The 17,281-nt window shown below is 68.4% G+C and carries 14 protein-coding genes and 3 pseudogenes; 9 read left to right on the forward strand and 8 right to left on the reverse strand.

What is annotated here, in order from left to right:
• Positions 1–9 precede the first annotated feature (9 nt).
• Complete coding sequence (locus tag OOK07_RS21770) at positions 10–510, reverse strand: Lrp/AsnC family transcriptional regulator (RefSeq protein WP_266682459.1); 501 nt, start codon at positions 508–510, stop codon at positions 10–12.
• 174 nt (positions 511–684) lie between these two features.
• Between OOK07_RS21770 and pdhA the strand changes: the two genes are divergently transcribed.
• The 8 genes and pseudogenes from pdhA to OOK07_RS21810 all read left to right on the forward strand — a co-directional run bounded on the left by pdhA (position 685) and on the right by OOK07_RS21810 (position 8,499).
• On the forward strand, positions 685–1,818 hold the full coding sequence (pdhA, locus tag OOK07_RS21775) for a pyruvate dehydrogenase (acetyl-transferring) E1 component subunit alpha (protein ID WP_266682460.1): 1,134 nt from the start codon (positions 685–687) through the stop codon (positions 1,816–1,818).
• Positions 1,818–2,822: an alpha-ketoacid dehydrogenase subunit beta gene (locus OOK07_RS21780; RefSeq protein ID WP_266682461.1), complete on the forward strand. Its 1,005-nt coding sequence runs from the start codon at positions 1,818–1,820 to the stop codon at positions 2,820–2,822. The genes pdhA and OOK07_RS21780 overlap by 1 nt, the downstream gene beginning before the upstream one ends.
• Entirely contained in the window at positions 2,822–4,153 is a 1,332-nt protein-coding gene (locus OOK07_RS21785) for a dihydrolipoamide acetyltransferase family protein (protein WP_266682462.1), read from the forward strand. The genes OOK07_RS21780 and OOK07_RS21785 overlap by 1 nt, the downstream gene beginning before the upstream one ends.
• 376 nt (positions 4,154–4,529) lie before the next feature.
• Positions 4,530–5,459 (forward strand): NTP transferase domain-containing protein, encoded by a 930-nt coding sequence (mobA, locus tag OOK07_RS21790; RefSeq protein ID WP_266798043.1) that lies wholly within the window; start codon positions 4,530–4,532, stop codon positions 5,457–5,459.
• Positions 5,456–6,823 carry a molybdopterin molybdotransferase MoeA gene (locus OOK07_RS21795; RefSeq protein ID WP_266798045.1) on the forward strand — a complete coding sequence of 456 codons (1,368 nt, stop codon included), beginning with the start codon at positions 5,456–5,458 and terminating at the stop codon, positions 6,821–6,823. The genes mobA and OOK07_RS21795 overlap by 4 nt, the downstream gene beginning before the upstream one ends.
• Positions 6,820–7,230, forward strand: a pseudogene (locus OOK07_RS21800) (ion channel); the annotation flags it as partial. The gene OOK07_RS21795 and the pseudogene OOK07_RS21800, both read left to right, overlap by 4 nt.
• Positions 7,231–7,814: 584 nt before the next feature.
• Positions 7,815–8,159, forward strand: a complete 345-nt coding sequence (locus OOK07_RS21805) for a hypothetical protein (RefSeq protein WP_266798047.1) — start codon at positions 7,815–7,817, stop codon at positions 8,157–8,159.
• A 10-nt stretch (positions 8,160–8,169) separates the two neighbouring features.
• On the forward strand, positions 8,170–8,499 hold the full coding sequence (locus OOK07_RS21810; protein WP_266798049.1) for a hypothetical protein: 330 nt from the start codon (positions 8,170–8,172) through the stop codon (positions 8,497–8,499).
• A gap of 861 nt (positions 8,500–9,360) precedes the next feature.
• On the opposite strand, the gene OOK07_RS21815 is transcribed toward OOK07_RS21810, so the two are convergent.
• From OOK07_RS21815 to OOK07_RS21835, 5 genes and pseudogenes are all read right to left on the reverse strand, one after another.
• Entirely contained in the window at positions 9,361–9,522 is a 162-nt protein-coding gene (locus tag OOK07_RS21815; RefSeq protein WP_266796903.1) for a hypothetical protein, read from the reverse strand.
• Positions 9,519–10,751: an IS701 family transposase gene (locus OOK07_RS21820; protein ID WP_266796902.1), complete on the reverse strand. Its 1,233-nt coding sequence runs from the start codon at positions 10,749–10,751 to the stop codon at positions 9,519–9,521. The genes OOK07_RS21815 and OOK07_RS21820 overlap by 4 nt, the downstream gene beginning before the upstream one ends.
• A gap of 76 nt (positions 10,752–10,827) precedes the next feature.
• Positions 10,828–11,822: pseudogene (locus tag OOK07_RS21825) on the reverse strand (IS5 family transposase).
• 43 nt (positions 11,823–11,865) lie between these two features.
• Entirely contained in the window at positions 11,866–13,629 is a 1,764-nt protein-coding gene (gene ltrA, locus OOK07_RS21830) for a group II intron reverse transcriptase/maturase (protein WP_266794682.1), read from the reverse strand.
• A gap of 910 nt (positions 13,630–14,539) precedes the next feature.
• Positions 14,540–14,872 carry a type II toxin-antitoxin system PemK/MazF family toxin gene (locus OOK07_RS21835; RefSeq protein WP_266798051.1) on the reverse strand — a complete coding sequence of 111 codons (333 nt, stop codon included), beginning with the start codon at positions 14,870–14,872 and terminating at the stop codon, positions 14,540–14,542.
• A gap of 167 nt (positions 14,873–15,039) precedes the next feature.
• On the opposite strand from OOK07_RS21835, the pseudogene OOK07_RS21840 reads away from it, so the two are divergent.
• A pseudogene (locus tag OOK07_RS21840) lies at positions 15,040–16,272 on the forward strand (IS701 family transposase).
• A gap of 24 nt (positions 16,273–16,296) precedes the next feature.
• Here the strand turns inward: OOK07_RS21840 and OOK07_RS21845 are convergent.
• Positions 16,297–16,782 (reverse strand): IS3 family transposase, encoded by a 486-nt coding sequence (locus OOK07_RS21845; RefSeq protein ID WP_266798052.1) that lies wholly within the window; start codon positions 16,780–16,782, stop codon positions 16,297–16,299.
• Between the two features lie 83 nt (positions 16,783–16,865).
• The gene (locus OOK07_RS21850) at positions 16,866–17,153 is read right to left on the reverse strand and encodes a transposase (RefSeq protein ID WP_266798054.1); all 288 of its coding nucleotides are present in this window, start codon (positions 17,151–17,153) and stop codon (positions 16,866–16,868) included.
• Positions 17,154–17,281: the final 128 nt, after the last annotated feature.

Below are 17,281 nucleotides of genomic sequence, written 5' to 3' on the forward strand. Positions count from 1 at the left end.
ACTCGCAGCTCAACCCTGCGGCTCCAGGTCCTCCTCCTCGAACACCAGCAGCGTGCGCGTACTGAGCACTTCCGGCATCGCCTGCAGCCTGGTGAGCACCAGCTCGCGCAGCGCCTTGTTGTCCGAGGTGTGCACCAGCAGCAGCACGTCGAAGTCGCCGCCCACGAGAGCGATGTGGGAGGCCCCCGGCAGCTGTCTGAGCTGCTCGCGCACCGTGCGCCAGGAGTTCTGGACGATCTTCAGGGTGATGTATGCCGAGGTGCCCTGACCTGCGCGCTCGTGGTTGACGCGGGCGCCGAAGCCGCGGATGACGCCGTCCTCGATGAGGCGGTTGATACGCGCATAGGCGTTGGCGCGCGAGACGTGCACCCGTTCCGCGACCGACCGTATCGACGCGCGGCCGTCCGCCTGGAGCATCTGCAGGATGTCCAGATCGATGGCGTCGAGAGGACGGGGCATCGGCGGCTGGCCGCCGCCCTCCGCCCCTTCGGCCATTTGTTCAGGTGCCATGTCCCCCCGCCTCCCTACCATGGACGTACTGCGTTCATTTGAGGTTGTGGAGAACCGTTTGTCCACAGCCTGAAGGTGCCTGTAGCCAAAATGCGCCGACGACCGAACAATCGGTAGGTGAGGCGCATCACACCCGTGGCGCGCCTGAAGCCGCTCCCACGAGGAGGTGCCGTCATGACGGTCATGGAGCAGCGGGGCGGGTATAGGCCGTCCCCGCCGCCCGCCTGGCAGCCCCGCACGGATCCCGCGCCGCTGCTGCCCGACGCAGAGCCCTACCGCGTCCTCGGCACCGAGGCGGCGGCGAAGGCCGACCCGGCGCTGCTGCGCCGCCTGTACGCCGAGCTGGTACGCGGCCGCAGGTACAACGCGCAGGCGACCGCCCTCACCAAGCAGGGCCGCCTCGCCGTCTACCCCTCCACCACCGGCCAGGAGGCCTGCGAGGTCGCCGCCGCGCTGGCCCTTCAGGAGCGCGACTGGCTCTTCCCGAGCTACCGCGACACGCTCGCCGCCGTCGCACGCGGCCTCGACCCCGTCCAGGCGCTCACCCTCCTGCGCGGCGACTGGCACACCGGCTACGACCCGCGCGAGCACCGCGTGGCCCCCCTGTGCACCCCCCTCGCCACCCAGCTCCCGCACGCAGTCGGCCTCGCACACGCCGCCCGCCTCAAGGGCGACGACGTGGTCGCCCTCGCCATGGTCGGCGACGGCGGCACCAGCGAGGGCGACTTCCACGAGGCGCTGAACTTCGCCGCCGTCTGGCAGGCCCCGGTCGTCTTCCTGGTCCAGAACAACGGCTTCGCGATCTCCGTCCCGCTGGCCAAGCAGACCGCGGCCCCGTCGCTGGCCCACAAGGCCGTCGGCTACGGCATGCCCGGCCGCCTGGTCGACGGCAACGACGCGGCCGCTGTGCACGAGGTACTCAGCGACGCCGTGCGGCACGCACGCGAGGGCGGCGGGCCCACCCTGATCGAGGCGATCACGTACCGCATCGACGCCCACACCAACGCCGACGACGCGACCCGCTACCGCGGCGACACCGAGGTCGAGACCTGGCGGGCGCACGACCCGATCGCGCTCCTGGAGCACGAACTGACCGAACGCGGTCTGATCGACGAGGACGGCATACGGGCCGCCCGCGACGCAGCCGAGACCATGGCCGCCGACCTGCGCGAACGCATGAACCAGGACCCGGTGCTCGATCCCATGGACCTGTTCGCCCACGTCTACGCCGAGCCCACCTGCCAACTGCGTGAGCAGCAGGCCCAGTTGCAGGCCGAGCTGCACGCCGAGCAGGAAGGCGGGCACTGATGACCACCGTCGCCCTCAAGCCGGCCACCATGGCGCAGGCCCTCACGCGCGCGCTGCGCGACGCCATGGCCGCCGATCCCACCGTGCACGTCATGGGCGAGGACGTCGGCGCCCTGGGCGGTGTCTTCCGTGTCACCGACGGGCTGGCCAAGGAGTTCGGCGAGGATCGCTGCACGGACACGCCGCTGGCCGAGGCGGGCATCCTCGGGACGGCCGTGGGCATGGCGATGTACGGACTGCGGCCCGTCGTCGAGATGCAGTTCGACGCGTTCGCGTACCCGGCGTTCGAGCAGCTGATCTCGCACGTGGCCCGCATGCGCAACCGCACGCGCGGCGCGATGCCGCTCCCCCTCACCATTCGCGTCCCCTACGGCGGCGGCATCGGTGGCGTGGAGCACCACAGCGACTCCTCCGAGGCGTACTACATGGCGACTCCCGGGCTCCATGTGGTCATGCCCGCCACGGTCGCCGACGCCTACGGCCTGCTGCGCGCCGCCATCGCCTCCGACGACCCGGTCGTCTTCCTCGAACCCAAGCGCCTGTACTGGTCGAAGGACTCCTGGAACCCCGAGCACCCGACGGACGTTGAACCGATAGGCCGCGCCGTGGTGCGGCGCCCGGGCCGGAGCGCCACGCTCATCACATACGGACCGTCGGTGCCTGTCTGCCTCGAAGCCGCCGAGGCCGCACAGGCCGAGGGCTGGGACCTCGAAGTCGTCGACCTGCGCTCCCTGGTGCCGTTCGACGACGAGACGGTCGGCGCCTCGGTACGGCGGACCGGGCGCGCGGTCGTCGTGCACGAGTCGGGCGGGTTCGGCGGCCCGGGCGGGGAGATCGCGGCCCGTGTCACCGAGCGCTGCTTCCACCACCTGGAGGCGCCGGTGCTGCGCGTGGCCGGGTTCGACATCCCCTATCCGCCGCCGATGCTGGAGCGCCACCACCTGCCCGGCGTGGACCGGATCCTGGACGCCGTGGGGCGCCTGCAATGGGAGGCCGAGAGCTGATGGCACACGCTTCTGACATGCACAGCCTGGAGTTCAGACTCCCCGACCTCGGGGAGGGGCTCACCGAAGCGGAAATCGTCCGTTGGCTCGTCGAGGTCGGAGACCTCGTCACGATCGACCAGCCGGTCGTCGAGGTCGAGACGGCCAAGGCGATGGTCGAGGTGCCCTGCCCCTACGGCGGTGTGGTCACCGCCCGCTTCGGCGAGGAGGGCGCGGAACTGCCCGTCGGGGCCCCGCTGATCACGGTGGCCGTCGGCGCGTCGCCCACCGGCCGTGAGACGGAGGGCTCGGGCAACGTACTGGTGGGATACGGCACGTCGGAGGCGCCCGCGCGCCGGCGGAGGGTGCGGCCGGGGCAGGCGGAGCCCGCGGCGCGCGCGGACGCGAACGGGCATGCCGGTGCCCCCGTGGTGCCGGACGGCCCCGTTCCCGTGATCTCGCCGCTGGTGCGCAGGCTCGCCCGGCAGAACGGCCTGGACCTGAAGGAGATGACGGGCTCCGGCCCTGACGGGCTGATCCTGCGGGCGGACGTGGAGTACGCACTGCGTGCCGCCGAGGCCCAGGTGCGGACGGCGGAGCAGCCGGCCGAACCCGAAGCGCCTGGGACGCCCGCGCCGGCCCCCATCGCAGCCCACGGCACGGGAATCCGCGTCCCGCTCAAGGGCGTCCGAGGCGCCGTCGCCGACAAGCTTTCCCGCAGCCGCCGCGAGATACCGGACGCGACCTGCTGGGTGGACGCCGACGCGACCGAACTCATGCGCGCGCGTACCGCGATGAACGCGGCAGCCGGGGTCACCCGGATCTCCCTGATCGCCCTGCTGGCAAGGATCTGTACCGCTGCTCTCGCCCGCTTCCCGGAGCTCAACTCCACGGTCGACATGGAGGCGAGGGAGGTCGTCCAGTTCGACCACGTGCACCTCGGATTCGCCGCGCAGACCGAGCGGGGTCTTGTCGTCCCGGTCGTACGGGACGCGCACGCGCGGGACGCCGAGGCGCTGACGGCGGAGTTCGCCCGGCTGACCGGGGCGGCCCACGCGGGAAGGCTCACGCCCGGGGAACTCACCGGCGGGACCTTCACGTTGAACAACTACGGAGTGTTCGGAGTCGACGGCTCCACGCCGATCATCAACCACCCCGAGGCCGCCATGCTCGGCGTCGGCCGCATCGTCCCCAAGCCCTGGGTGCACGAGGGCGAGCTCGCCGTGCGGCAGGTCGTCCAGCTCTCGCTCACCTTCGACCACCGGGTGTGCGACGGCGGCACGGCGGGCGGCTTCCTGCGGTACGTGGCGGACTGCGTCGAACAGCCGGCGGTCCTACTGCGCACCCTGTGAGCGGCCGCACTCTGCGAGCGTACGAACTTGTGACCGCGTGACCGTGCATCCTGTGACTGCGTGACTGCGTGACTGCGTGACTGCGTGACTGCGTGACTGCGTGACTGCGTGACTGCGTGACTGCGTGACTGCGTGACTGCGTGACCCGGGACCCTGTGATCCGTGTCCCCGGGACCCCATGCCCCCGGGGCACCCGCACAATCCCCGGTGGCTCGGTGGCTCGGTGGCTCGGTGGCTCGGTGGCTCGGTGGCTCGGTGGCTCGGTGGCTCGGTGGCTCGGTGGCCCGGTGGCCCGAGGACGTCGTGGCCTGGGGACGCCGTGCCCCGGAGGCACCCGCACATTCCCCGTGATCGCCACGGCACGCATACTCGGAGAATGACCTCGTACGAGCCTTCCGGCGACCGTGGCGCCCCTCCGGCGTACGACGCCCTTGTGCTCGCCGGGGGCGCCGCGCGGCGGCTCGGCGGCGCCGACAAGCCCGGTGTGCGCGTGGGCGGCCGGGCGCTGCTCGACCGGGTGCTGACCGCCTGCGCCGACGCCCGCAGGACCGTGGTCGTCGGCGAGGCACGGCCCACCGCCCGGCCCGTGCTGTGGGCCCGCGAGGACCCGCCCGGCGGGGGACCCCTTGCGGCGCTCGGCGCCGGGCTGCACCACACAACGGCCGAGCGACTCGTCGTCCTCTCCGCCGACCTGCCCTTCCTCGGGGCGGCCACGGTACGGCGGCTGCTGACCGCACTCGGCGCGAGCCACACCGACGGCGTCCTGCTCACCGACGCCGATGGCCGCGACCAGCCCCTCGTGGCCGCCTACCGCACGCAGGCGCTGCGTCGCGGACTGACCGCGCTCACCACCGAGCACGGAAAACTCACCGGACTGCCGCTGCGCCGGCTGACCGCCGCCCTCGACCTCACCCGTGTCCCGGACCCCGTCGCGTCCTTCGACTGCGACACCTGGGACGACATCGCCGCCGCCAGGGCACGTATCAGGGAGCATGGGCACGTGTTGGATGAATGGATTTCCACAGCCAAGGACGAGCTGGGGATCGACCTCGACGTCGACACCGGCGTCCTGCTCGACCTCGCCCGCGACGCCGCGCACTCGGTGGCCAGGCCCGCGGCACCGCTGACCACCTTCCTCGTCGGCTACGCGGCTGCGCAGGCCGGAGGAGGCCCCGAAGCCGTCACCGAAGCCGCCCGCAAGGCCGCGGCCCTCGCCCTGCGCTGGGCAGACGAGGCCGATGCGGCCGACAAGGCGGACGGCGCCGGGCCCGGCGCCGGCCCCGGTACCCGCCCGGACGCCGGATGACCGCCCGCTCCGCCCCGACCGGCGAGGACGCCGAGGACCTCGACGTCGAGGAGGTGCTCGCCCTGGTGAACGCCCCCGACGGCCGCACCCCCGGCGACGGCGTCCCCGCGCCCGCCTCGCACGGCGCGCACCACGCCGCGCCGCACACTTCCGACGCCCACCACCAGGCCACCCGCTGGCCCGAGGCACGGTCGATCGCGGCACGTGCGGGCCGCTCCGGCACCCGGCGTGCCCTGGTCTCGGCCCCACTCGGCGCCTCCCTCGGCCTCACCCTCGCCGCCCCGCTCACGGCGCTGACCGACCTGCCCTCCTTCGACACCTCGGCGATGGACGGCTGGGCGGTCGCGGGCCCCGGCCCCTGGGAGGTACGGGACGAGGGCATCCTGGCCGGGCACGCCGAGCCGGAGGCCCTCACCGACGGCGAGGCCGTCCGCATCGCCACGGGTGCCCGCATCCCCCAGGACACGACCGCCGTGCTCCGCACCGAGCACGGCCGCACGGATGAAAAGGGGCGTCTGCACGCCGCCCGAGATATTCAGCACGGGCAGGACATTCGCCCCCGCGGCCAGGAGTGCCGCTGCGGCGACCAACTCCTGCCCGTAGGCGCCCTGGTGACCCCGGCCGTACTCGGCCTCGCCGCGGCCGCCGGCTACGACACCCTCACCGCCGTCCCCCGCCCCCGCGTCCATGTGTTCGTCCTGGGCGACGAGTTGCTCACCGAGGGCCGGCCGCACGACGGGCTCATCAGGGACGCCCTCGGTCCGATGCTGCCGCCCTGGCTGCGGGCGCTGGGCGCCGAGGTCACCTCCGTGCGAAGGCTCGGCGACGACGCGAAGGCCCTGCGCAAGGCCGTCACCGGCTCGGACGCCGACCTGATCGTCACCACCGGCGGCACCGCCTCCGGCCCCGTCGACCACGTCCACCCCACGCTGCGCCGCATCGGCGCCGAACTCCTCGTGGACGGCGTCAAGGTACGCCCCGGCCACCCCATGCTGCTGGCCCGCACCAAGGAGAACCAGCACCTGGTCGGCCTGCCCGGCAACCCCCTCGCCGCCGTTTCCGGCCTGCTCACCCTCGCCGAACCCCTGCTGCGCACCCTTGCCGCACGCCCCGCCCCGGAGCCGTACACCCTGCCGCTCCAGGACGCGGTACACGGGCATCCGTACGACACCCGGCTCATCCCCGTGGTGCTGCGCGGCGACAGTGCCGTGCCGCTGCACTACAACGGCCCGGCCATGCTGCGGGGCATCGCGGCGGCCGACGCCCTCGCCGTCGTACCACCGGGCGGCGCCCGCCCCGGTCAGGAGCTCGAGCTCCTCGACCTGCCCTGGGCGTCCGCCGGAATCGGGGTGTGTTTCACGTGAAACTTCCGGGCCATGACGCGATCGCCCGCCAGGCGGACGAACATCTCGTGACCCATCGGGTGGAACTCCCGAAAAAAGTGGTGGATCGCCCGATCCGCCAGGTGACCAAACGCGTACTGCTCGCGCTGCTGGTGCTGGTCGCGACCGCGTTCATCGTCTACGTCGACCACGACGGCTACAACGACAACTCCGACGGAGCGGTCGACCTGCTGGACGCCTTCTACTACGCGACCGTCACCCTCTCCACCACCGGATACGGCGACATCACCCCGGTCAGCGACGCCGCCCGGCTCACCAACATCTTCGTCATCACGCCGCTGCGCGTGCTCTTCCTGATCATCCTGGTCGGGACCACGCTAGAGGTCCTCACCGAACGCACTCGTGATGAATGGCGACTGAACCGCTGGAGTCAACGCTTTGGCAGATGTACCACTAGAAGCCAACTTCTGAGCGGCGCACAGATCACGTGTTGGGTGTGGGTCTGCTCGATGAAGATTAGCCAAAGCATCACAGAGCGGTTCGGTCTGTTCGGCTCTCCCGGCTCGCGGCGAGCGTCCGCATCGTTCGACTAGCAAGATCCGCCCTTCAGGAGGGGGCAGGATCGCGGTACGCACGGCCGCCCACCCTGTCCTTAAACGCACCGAGCATCCCGTACTAGATGAATAGCTCGACGTATCGGTTCCACTCCAAAGCGTGAAGATGATCACTCAGAATCTCCTTGCAACTGTAAATCTCGGAAAGAGAGCATGAGTAAGCCCACAGGAGACACGCAGAAGTATCTGCACCGAAAAGATAAAACGTGCGCGCCACGCATTTCCGCAAATCCACCGCGACGTTCATCGCGGCAGCAGGAGCAGCTGTCCTGCTCACCGCATCTACACCTGCGAACGCGTCCGACGAGGCGCCCGCAGCCGCCACAGCACACGCTTCGACCAATGACGCGGCAGCCGTAGCGAGCGCATCAGGCCCCTGTCAGAGGCAGCACTACTCAATGGTCGCCTACACCTACTGGATCGGCCCGAGCAAAATGCCCCTGCGCTGCGGAACGAAAAATTGGGGCTACAACCACATAGTTGAGCGCGGGCGCTGGAGCACCAGCTTCAGCAACAAGATAAGCGACACACTCTTCAGCGGCTACGAGAGGACACCCGGGGTGTACTACCGGTACAAGGTAGGCGCCGGCTGCTCATCGAAGCCGCCGACGAAGAACTTCAAGGTCGTTGTCAACAAGGGCCCCCTTGGAGGGAGGCCGGGCGGTCTAACACCGCAGGGAATCATTACGGCCACAGTAGAGTACACAACATCAACGGTAGCCGCAGCTTCAGCGAGGTGCTGAGAGGACCTATATGGCCGCCTCGGAGCAAGTGAGAGAAGCACTCACCCAAAAACTTTCAGGACTGCAGAGCGAGGGAGGAGGAACCTCCCTTGAAGTCCTTGAGGTAAAGGTGCCGTCCGTCTTCCCGAAATTGCTTCTGAAAATTCATGTCAGCGTATCAGGACAGCTCTGGGAAGTCTCACTTGACTACCAGGGTCATGAGGCGAGCCTGGTGAGCGGAGACCTCACCGAGGACACCCTGAATTACCTCGGGTTCCTTGTGCGCACCCACCTATTCGAGTGGTGGCACACGAAGGACACAGAGAAGTTTTCGGCGCGTATGGGGAAGCGACTGGACTGAGTCGCCTTCCGCTTACCGCTCGGCGGGCTTCGACGTCGCCGCTGGTGGGCGTTGGCTCCTGTGATGCCCGGAATGAGGCGCCGCGCCCCCTTGGAAGCCCACAGGACGGCCTTCCAAGGGGGAGGGTCGCGCCCGGCCCGACAGCGACCCGACGATGCGCCGCCCAGAGGCACCCAACGGCCTCATTCCAGGGTCTGCCCAGGTGCCTCGCTAACCGCTAACGTACTGGTAACCAGCGGTTTAGGCTCGCTAACGAGCTCGTAAGGGCTCACTCGCGAGCGGCCCGCGCTTCTGGCCGGTTACACGCCAGGGTGGCAGCTGAAGCCAAGTTCATGATGGCCCGTCGCTTGCAGTGACGGGCCATCATGAAGTGTGAGCAGTTGGGACAGGTGGTTACGCGCTCCCGTGCCCAAGGTCCAACCCGTATTTGCCAACCGTGCACGACCACGACCCCTGTCCGCTGGGATCTTCCCAGACAACCGAGTCATGGATAATTATCGGTTCGGCAGGCCGCTCTGTCCCAGGCACTACAGGAAGCCCAACGGAATAAAACTCGACGTAGGCGGTTGGGATTCGAAAGGCCATTTCGTAGAGGATTTCCACCTCGGGCGCGAGAGGGTCTACGCTGAAGCACACCGTCATTCCCGAATCGTCCCGGAGGAAGATTTTCGCAAAACCTTCCTCGTTTGGATTCAAATATGTAATGACGGGTTTCTTGTCGAACCCCACGGATAGGTCTCGTAGTACTTTTCCGGCAAGCTCTTCCAGGTTCGAAACAGGTGAATCCTTGATTGTGAAATCGTGACTACGCCCGAGGAAGATCCAAGGGGAGTAACCAGGCTAGTACTACAGCCGGTGGTTTCACGGTGAGTGTGCGCGTGCGGCTCGGGTGCGGTAGTGGCTGGTTCGGGCTCGGGTCTGGTGGCGGGTGCGCCAGCGGTGCCAGTGCATGGCGAGCCAGGTCCGGGCGGTGCGTGCGGGGGCGAGGACGATCCGGTCGTACAGGCGGCGGATCTCGTTCACGGTCGGGGGTCGGGTGTCGTCGGTGGGGCGGGTATGAGCCGGCTCCGGACGGTGACCAGGAAAGCCATGGCGAGCATGCACACGGTGGTGTGCCGGTACCACGAGCACCATTTGCGGACCTCGTGTTCGTCCAGGCCCACCTGTCCCTTCGCGACCTGGAACGACTCCTCCACCATCCAGCGTTGTCCGGCGGCGACCACCAGCTCGGCCACGGTGGCGCCGGGGTGGGTGTGGCACAGGAAGTAGGCGATCTCCCGGACGAGTGCGCCGGTCTTCCTGTCCTTCTTGTTGGGCACGGTCGAGCGGCGGATCAGCAGGTGACGCTCCAGCCCGGTGGAAACGGAGGCGAGTTGGACGGCGGCCCAGTCGTACTCGCGAGGGCCCTTGGCGCCGTCCGCGCACGAGCGGCGCTCGAAGGCATCCTCGGGTACCAGCGCCCACAGCTCGCGGGCCTGCCGGGTGCGGCCGTCGGGCAGGGGCAGCACCTCGTCCTTCGGGATGGCGAGCACGTAGCGGACCTGGTGTTCCTCCAGCCAGGCGCGCAGTGCACGGCACTGCCCGTAGGCCTCGTCGGCCAGGAAGTAGGTGAACGGCACCGAGGCGGCCAGTGCCCGCTCCAGCATCCGCCGGGCCAGCTCCGGCTTGGTGGCCACCGCGCTCGCGCGTTCGGGCGGGACGCCCTGCTCGGCGCAGCGGCGTTCGTGCTCCGCGGTGGCGCCGGCCCAGTGCTTGCCGAGGTAGAGCTCGGCGTCGATCAGAGTGCGACCCCGGCGAGATCCGTAGGACAGGTGCACGCTGACCTGGGCGTTCTCGATTCTGCCCGCAGTTCCGGTGTATTGACGCTGGACACCGGCGGTCTTGGTGCCCTTCTTGATGTCGCCGGTCTCGTCCGCGATCAGCACCGCGTCGTCGGCGGCCAGGGCGGCGACCGCGTGGGCGCGGACCCGGTCGCGCAGTTCGTCCGCATCCCATGCGGCCTTGGCCAGGAAGCCCTGCAACCGGTCCGGGCTGGGGTGGCCGGCAGCCTCCGCGAGCTGCCACAGGTTCTTGCGCGGCACCTCGCTCAGCAGCCCGCGCACCATCGCCCGCAGATTCTCCCGGGAAGCCGGACGCGCAAACACATCGTCCACCGAAGCGCACAATGCCTCCAACTCCCCCTCAAGCTCCCGCACTTGGCCCTCGGTCAGCTCGTCCGTCCGCACCACGCCCAGCGGCAGTCTCAATCCCACGAACGGAGCAACGAGCCAACCACCGTCACGTCACGTGAACCACCGGCTGTAGTACTAGGTCCTGTCTGGAGTTTGATCATGAATGCGGTGCGATGCTGCGGAGCCAGAGCATCGCACCGCACAGGTGGAGCCCGGCCTCGTAGCTCTGCGGGGTCTTGTCGAAGCGGGTCGCTATGCCGCGCCAGTTCCGCAGGCGGTTGATGCACCGCTCCACGGTGTTGCGTTCGGTGTACAAGTCCGCGTCGTGGCTGACGGGGCGGCCGCCGCGCGAGCCGCGCTTCTTGCGGTTGGCGGCCTGGTCCACCTTCTCCGGGATCACCCCGCGGATCCCTCGTCTTCGCAGGTAGCGGCGGTTGCGGCGGGAGGAGTAAGCCTTGTCTGCGGCCACCGCGTCCGGCCGGGTCTTCGGGCGTCCGACCGGCCCGCGCACCTTGATCCGCTCCAGGACCGGGACGAACTGAGGACTGTCGCCGGCCTGTCCGGGCGTGAGGACGAACGCCAGCGGGCGGCAGCGCCGGTCGGCCGCCAGGTGAATCTTGCTGGTCAACCCGCCCCGGGAACGCCCCAGTTCAGCAGCCTTCAAGCGGGCGCGGTGCCGTCGGCGGGTCCGGCGCCGTTCAGCGCGGCCGTCGGCGTCGGATTGTCCCTCTCGCGGTTCTTGTTCCTTAGATGCGCCCCCTTTTCGGACTCGACGGCCGCCTCCATGGCCGCCAACTGCTCCGCATCGAGGATCATCCCGGCGGCGTGGTGGTGGGCCCGGGACGTCGCGGAGTCCACGCTGACCAGGCCCATGTCGGTCTCACCTCGGGCGGCTGCCTCGGCGATCACCGCCTCCATCAGATGCTGGAAGGCGCCCTGCCCCACCCAGATGCGGAAGCGGTCGTAGGTGCTCTGCCAGGGCCCGAACTCGCTCGGCAGGTCGCGCCAGGGACTGCCGGTGCGGAAGCGCCACATCACCGCGTTGAAGTGTTTCCGCAGGTCAGGAATGGGCCCGACCGCGGCGATCGGGAGATGGGGCTGTCGGGTAGCGGGGACGCATTGCTGCGTCCCCGCCCCCTCAGAACCGGGCATGCCCGTTTTCCAGGCACCACGGCTCAAGCAAGCCCCGAGGGCTTCACGGTGATGCAGAGACTGCGAGTCTCCTGCGTGTTCTGGCTCGGAGACCACGATGGCAAGAGGCGTGTACCAGGCGAGTCTGCGGTCCGTCCGGCGTGCCGCTCCGCCCGTGATGAGTGAGGTAGTTGGCGGCTACCGCTCTGCGGACGGTGTTCAACCACCAGCGTTCCCATTCGTGCGGGGATTGCGGTGGCTGGTTGGCAGTGAGGATGTAGTCCCCGCAGAGTGGACAGCGCCCTTCCTGCTTGGCGAGCAGGTTCAGGTTGTAGTTGTCCAGCGGGGGTTTGACCTTCCTCCGCCTTTTGGCCCAGTAGTCCTGCAGGCCGGGGTCGTCGGGTGACGCCCCGCCCGTGACCAGCTGGTGCCGGACGATATTCGTCCAGGAGAATTTGACCACGTGAAAGGTGCCGCCGCTTTCGCTGGTGCAGCCGCGATCGCCGAACACCCAGTAGTCGTTCCTGTACTTATTGAACTTGCCGTAGTAGCGGCGCACAATCCACTTCTTCGGCTTGTTGGGGTGGGAGTGCTTGGCCCACTTGTATGTGAGCCGCCACACATGAGAGTCCAGATCCGAGAAGACCCGGCTGGACACCGCCCCACGGTAGTAGGCCGCCCAGCCCCGAATGATCGGGTTGAGTTTGGCGATGACCGCCACCACATTCGATCCGCGAAGGTTTCGCATCTCGTCCGTGAGCCTTTTCCGTATCCGCTTGATCGCCTTCTTGCTTGGTTTGATGATCAGCTTGGACCCGTGGAACTGGCGGAGAGTGAATCCCAGGAAGTCGAAACCTTCGGAGAGATGCACAATGCGCGTCTTCTCCTCGTTGAAGGTCAGCCCTCTGGGGGCCAGCCACGCTGCAAGCCGTACCTTGACCTGCTCTGCCTGCTGCCGAGAGTGACAGCAGGCGACCATATCGTCGGCGTATCGCACCAGCACCGGAGCTCCTCGTGTCGTTTCTCCGGAAGTACGTCCGGATGCGAGATAGAGGACTCCGGCAGCTTCCTCCAGGCCATGGAGAGCAACGTTCATCAACAGCGGGCTGATTACACCGCCTTGAGGTGATCCCTCTTCGGTCGGTGCGTGCAGGCCGTCCTCCACCACTCCCGCTTTCAGCCATCCCCGGATCATTTCCCTGGCCGGGAAGGACCCGATCGCTCTGAGCAGTTGTTCGTGGTCGATTCTGTCGAACGCGGCGGACAAGTCGGCATCCAGAATCCACAGCCTCCTGGCCCGGGAGCCTTTCAGCGTGGAGTAGAGAGCGCCGATGGCGTCCGCACAGCTGCGGCCCGGCCGGAACCCATAGGATTTCGGCTCGAAGCGCGCCTCCCACTCGGGTTCCAGTGCGTTACGGACGCGCGCCTGATGGCATCGGTCCATAATCACGGGGATACCGAGCGGCCGTTGTTTTCCATTGGCCTTTGGAATGTACACGCGTCGGACCGGCAGTGGATTCCAGGACGAGCGCGTGTGGTGCACGCGCACAGCCACGTCCATCCTGGCCTCGGGTGACAGGGCGGTCTCCCCGTCGATCCCGGCCGTCCGACGTCCAGCGTTGCGCTGAGTCACCTGCCGCACGCTGATCAGCGTGTTCGACCATGATCTCAGCATCAGTTTCTGCAAGGACCGGACCAGGGCCCAGTCCTCTTCCCGCGTCGCCTTGAAGATCCTCTGCCTCAGCCTCACTACGTTGTCCTCGTGGTGACGCCATGCGACGTCGTCCCATTCGGCAACGTCCTTGGGTCCGTTCACCGCGGTGTCCAACTTGCCCCTCGGTTCGGGAGGCCCCGGGCCTCGGTCGTCAAAGGCTCACCAGCCCACGTCAGCTCCCCTTTCGGGACCCGGCCGCCAGGACCGGCATCCGGCCGGTTCCCCGAGACAGCCGCCTGGAGAGGCAACCACACGTCCCGAGTCCCGCGCCTTTCGGCCGCCGGCATCTGCTTCTTGGGCTTCCTGTCCCGCCGAGGAGTTCCGCCCCTCTTACGATCGGCCTACCGAGCCCAACGGCCCGGACCCCGACGGGGTTTCCACGTTCCGCGCACACGAGACACGGCCGGGGTGGGCGCCCCCTACACCCCGGGGCCAGCGGTGTTCCCACGACCGGTTGATCGTCCCCGGCCGCCGCTTGCCGCCTCTTCCAGCGGCCAGGCCCTTGCACCCTGGTCCTCGTCCCGTCACCCAAGGCTTGGGCTGACGAGGCATCATCGGGGGTTCACTTGCGTTCGCCCGTCCGGCCTTCCCCTCGCCCGGTTGCTCCCCCGGACGGAGCGGGGGCCCTTGGGCTTCTTCCCTGGGCTTCGCACCCTCACAAGCGGGACCTGTGAACGCACGCCAGGGCGGGGACTGATCTCGAACACTGATCAGGAACTACGCATCCGGTCTATAACCGGCCTCCGATCTGCGAGTTCACTCGAAATGCGCGACTTCGTGTCGCACCGATCAGGGCCCACTGCTCGTCGATGAGATCGCCTCGCGCCATGACTGACGATCTATCAAGACCGGGCCTCGGCGCGCAGGCGATCCACCGAATCGTGATCCGAACTCCAGACAGGACCTAGTACTCCAGCCGTAGTTCGTGATCTCGATCGTGAGGGGCGCCGAGGAGGCAGCTGGCAGCGTCGATCATCTGGACGAGACCGACCACGCCGTCGCGGGCGTTCGTTTCCTTCTCCGCCTACCCGAGTCCACCGAGACGGAGGGCGTTCTCAATCTCGCTGAGTTTCGCGGAGGACAGGGCGCCCGCCCGCTCGATCAGGTCGTCCCGGGACACGGTGGTCAGCCACGTGCAAGGGGTAAAGCCCGGACGCGGGAACGCGAACCGAAGCACGCCTTCAAAGGGCAGTCCTTCCACGGCGCCTACTGCCACTTCGACGCCCAGACCGGTGATGTCGACACCCGCCCGAGCGACGACCTGCATCACCCGGATCCCGGACGCGTCGTCTCCCGACAGCAGCACGACCGGCCGCCGCTCGTCGAACTCCACCCACCAGACTTCGCCACGTTGCACATGTCCTCCTGACACAGGACGGCGGGCGGACGCTGCGCGACCCCGACGCGCTGTGGAGACGGGTGCGGCCACCCGTTGATCATCGGTGTGTGAAGACAAACGATCACGCGGTGGCCGCAGGTCACAGCGTAGACCCTGCCCGCTGGCAGGAGGCGTTCGAGGGCCTGATGAGCCGGATAGCGGGACGGTTCACACGGGTCGAACCCCGGTTCCGGGTCCGGAAGTTGGTGCTCGGACTGCTGTCGGACCTGCCGCGCAAGAACTGCTGGACCATCGCCGAATGGGCCGGGGAGAGGACCCCGGACGGCATGCAGCATCTGCTGGGGCGGGCCAAGTGGGACGCCGACCGGGTCCGCGACGATGTGTGTGACTACGTGGTGGACCACCTGCACGACGACCAGGCGGTACTGGTGGTCGACGAGACCGGGGACGTGAAGAAGGGCACCGGCACGGTCGGCGTCCAGCGCCAGTACACCGGCACCGCGGGCAGGATCGAAAATGCCCAGGTCGCCGTCTACCTGGTCTACGCCGGCCGGCGCGGGCACGCGGCAGTGGACCGGGAACTGTACGTCCCGCGTTCATGGACCTCCGACCCTGACCGCTGCCGGGATGCCGGACTCGACCAGGACACTGCCTTCGCCACCAAGCCGGAACTGGCCACTCGTATGGTTGCCCGGTTCCTGGATGCCGGTCACCAGGCCGCCTGGGTTGCCGGCGACGAGGTCTACGGCGGCAACCCGAAGCTGCGGGCCGCACTGGAGGAACGCGGCACCGGCTACGTCCTCGCGGTGGCCTGCTCGCACGAAGTCACCACCGGGGCGGGGAAGTTCCGTGCGGACACCCTGGCCAAGAAGGTGCCCAAGCGGGCCTGGCAGAAGCTCTCCGCAGGGGCCGGGGCCAAGGGCCACCGTTTCTACGACTGGGCAGTCATCGACCTCGCCGACCCCCGACCCGGGAGTCGTCAGCTACTGATCCGCCGTAACCGCAGCACCGGCGAACTCGCCTACTACCGCTGCTACTCGCCCGCACCCGTGCCGCTGACCGTGCTGGTCAGAGTCGCTGGATCAAGATGGCGGGTGGAGGAGTTCTTCCAGTCGGGCAAGGGCCTGGCCGCACTCGACGAGCACCAGGTCCGCCGCTATGCCTCCTGGTCCCGCTGGGTCACCCTCGCCATGCTCGCGCACGCCTTCCTCGCCGTCGTACGCGCAGACGAGCACACCCGCCCCGCACCCGATGCCCTCATTCCGCTCACCTGCAACGAGATCCAGCGCCTGTTCATCACCCTCGTCGTCCGACCCGTCCACGACACAGCCCACCGGCTCGGTTGGTCCGACTGACGGCGCCGCCACCAGGCCCGATCCCAGGCCAGCCACTACCGTCGACAAGCCACTCAGGCATGAAGATCACGATCTACGGCTGGAGTACTAGGTCAGATCAGTGTCACCGTAAAGTCGCAGCTCGGCGCGGTGGTGGTCGGCCATCGCCCAGCCGACTACCTCCCGCGTCGCGAGATCGATACAGGTCGCCAGATGCAACTTTCCCTCCAGCGTGCTGAGTTCAGTCATGTCGCCGACGAGCCGCATCCCGGGCCGGGGCGCGGTGAAGTCCCGGCCGATCAGGTCGAGCGCGAACACCGCCCGCTTCGCCTGCCGGGTCAGGCCCCGACGCCGGCGGCGGGTGATCCCGACGATCCGGTGCCTGCGCATCAGCCGCTCGACCTTCTTGGAGTTCACCACCCGCCCGGCCCGCCGCAGGGCGGCGTGGACCCGCGGGGCACCGTAGGCACCGCGAGATCCGGCGTGAAGGACCCGGGTCTCGCCCACCAGCACCTCCTCGGCCCGCTCCCGCACCGTCCGGGCCGGCCGTGACGCCCTGTGCGCGTAGTAGGTGGAACGGGGCACTCCCAGCACACGGCACAGAAACACAACGCTGTGACCTGCAGGACTCTCCGATGCCTTCTCCGCATCGATGCAACGACACCGTGCCGCGGTGCCTACCTCATCTTGTCCTGAGCGAAGAAGGCGGTCGCTTTTCCCAGAACGTCGATCGTGGCCTCCTGCTCGCGGACCTTCCGCCGCAGCCGGACCAACTCCTCACGCTCCGCAGTGGTCAAAGCCCCGGCGGGCCCCTCACCGCGGTCGACCTTCACCTGCTTCACCCAACCGCGCAGCCCCTCCGGACTCACGCCCAGATCCCGCGCGACCTCGGTGACCGTCTTCTCCGAGGACAACGCCAAGGCGACCGCGTCCCGCTTGAACTCGGCCGTGTACCGCTTGCTCATGTTGCTCTTGTTACTCACTACCTGTGACTGCTTCTTCCGGGACCATCCGTCCCAGTATCAAGCTGTCCGGCCGACAGGGGGAACCTCACCGAGACCTCCGACACGGTCACCGCACGGCACTGGCGCTA

Source organism: Streptomyces sp. NBC_00078 (assembly GCF_026343335.1).
Classification (GTDB): Bacteria; Actinomycetota; Actinomycetes; order Streptomycetales; family Streptomycetaceae; genus Streptomyces.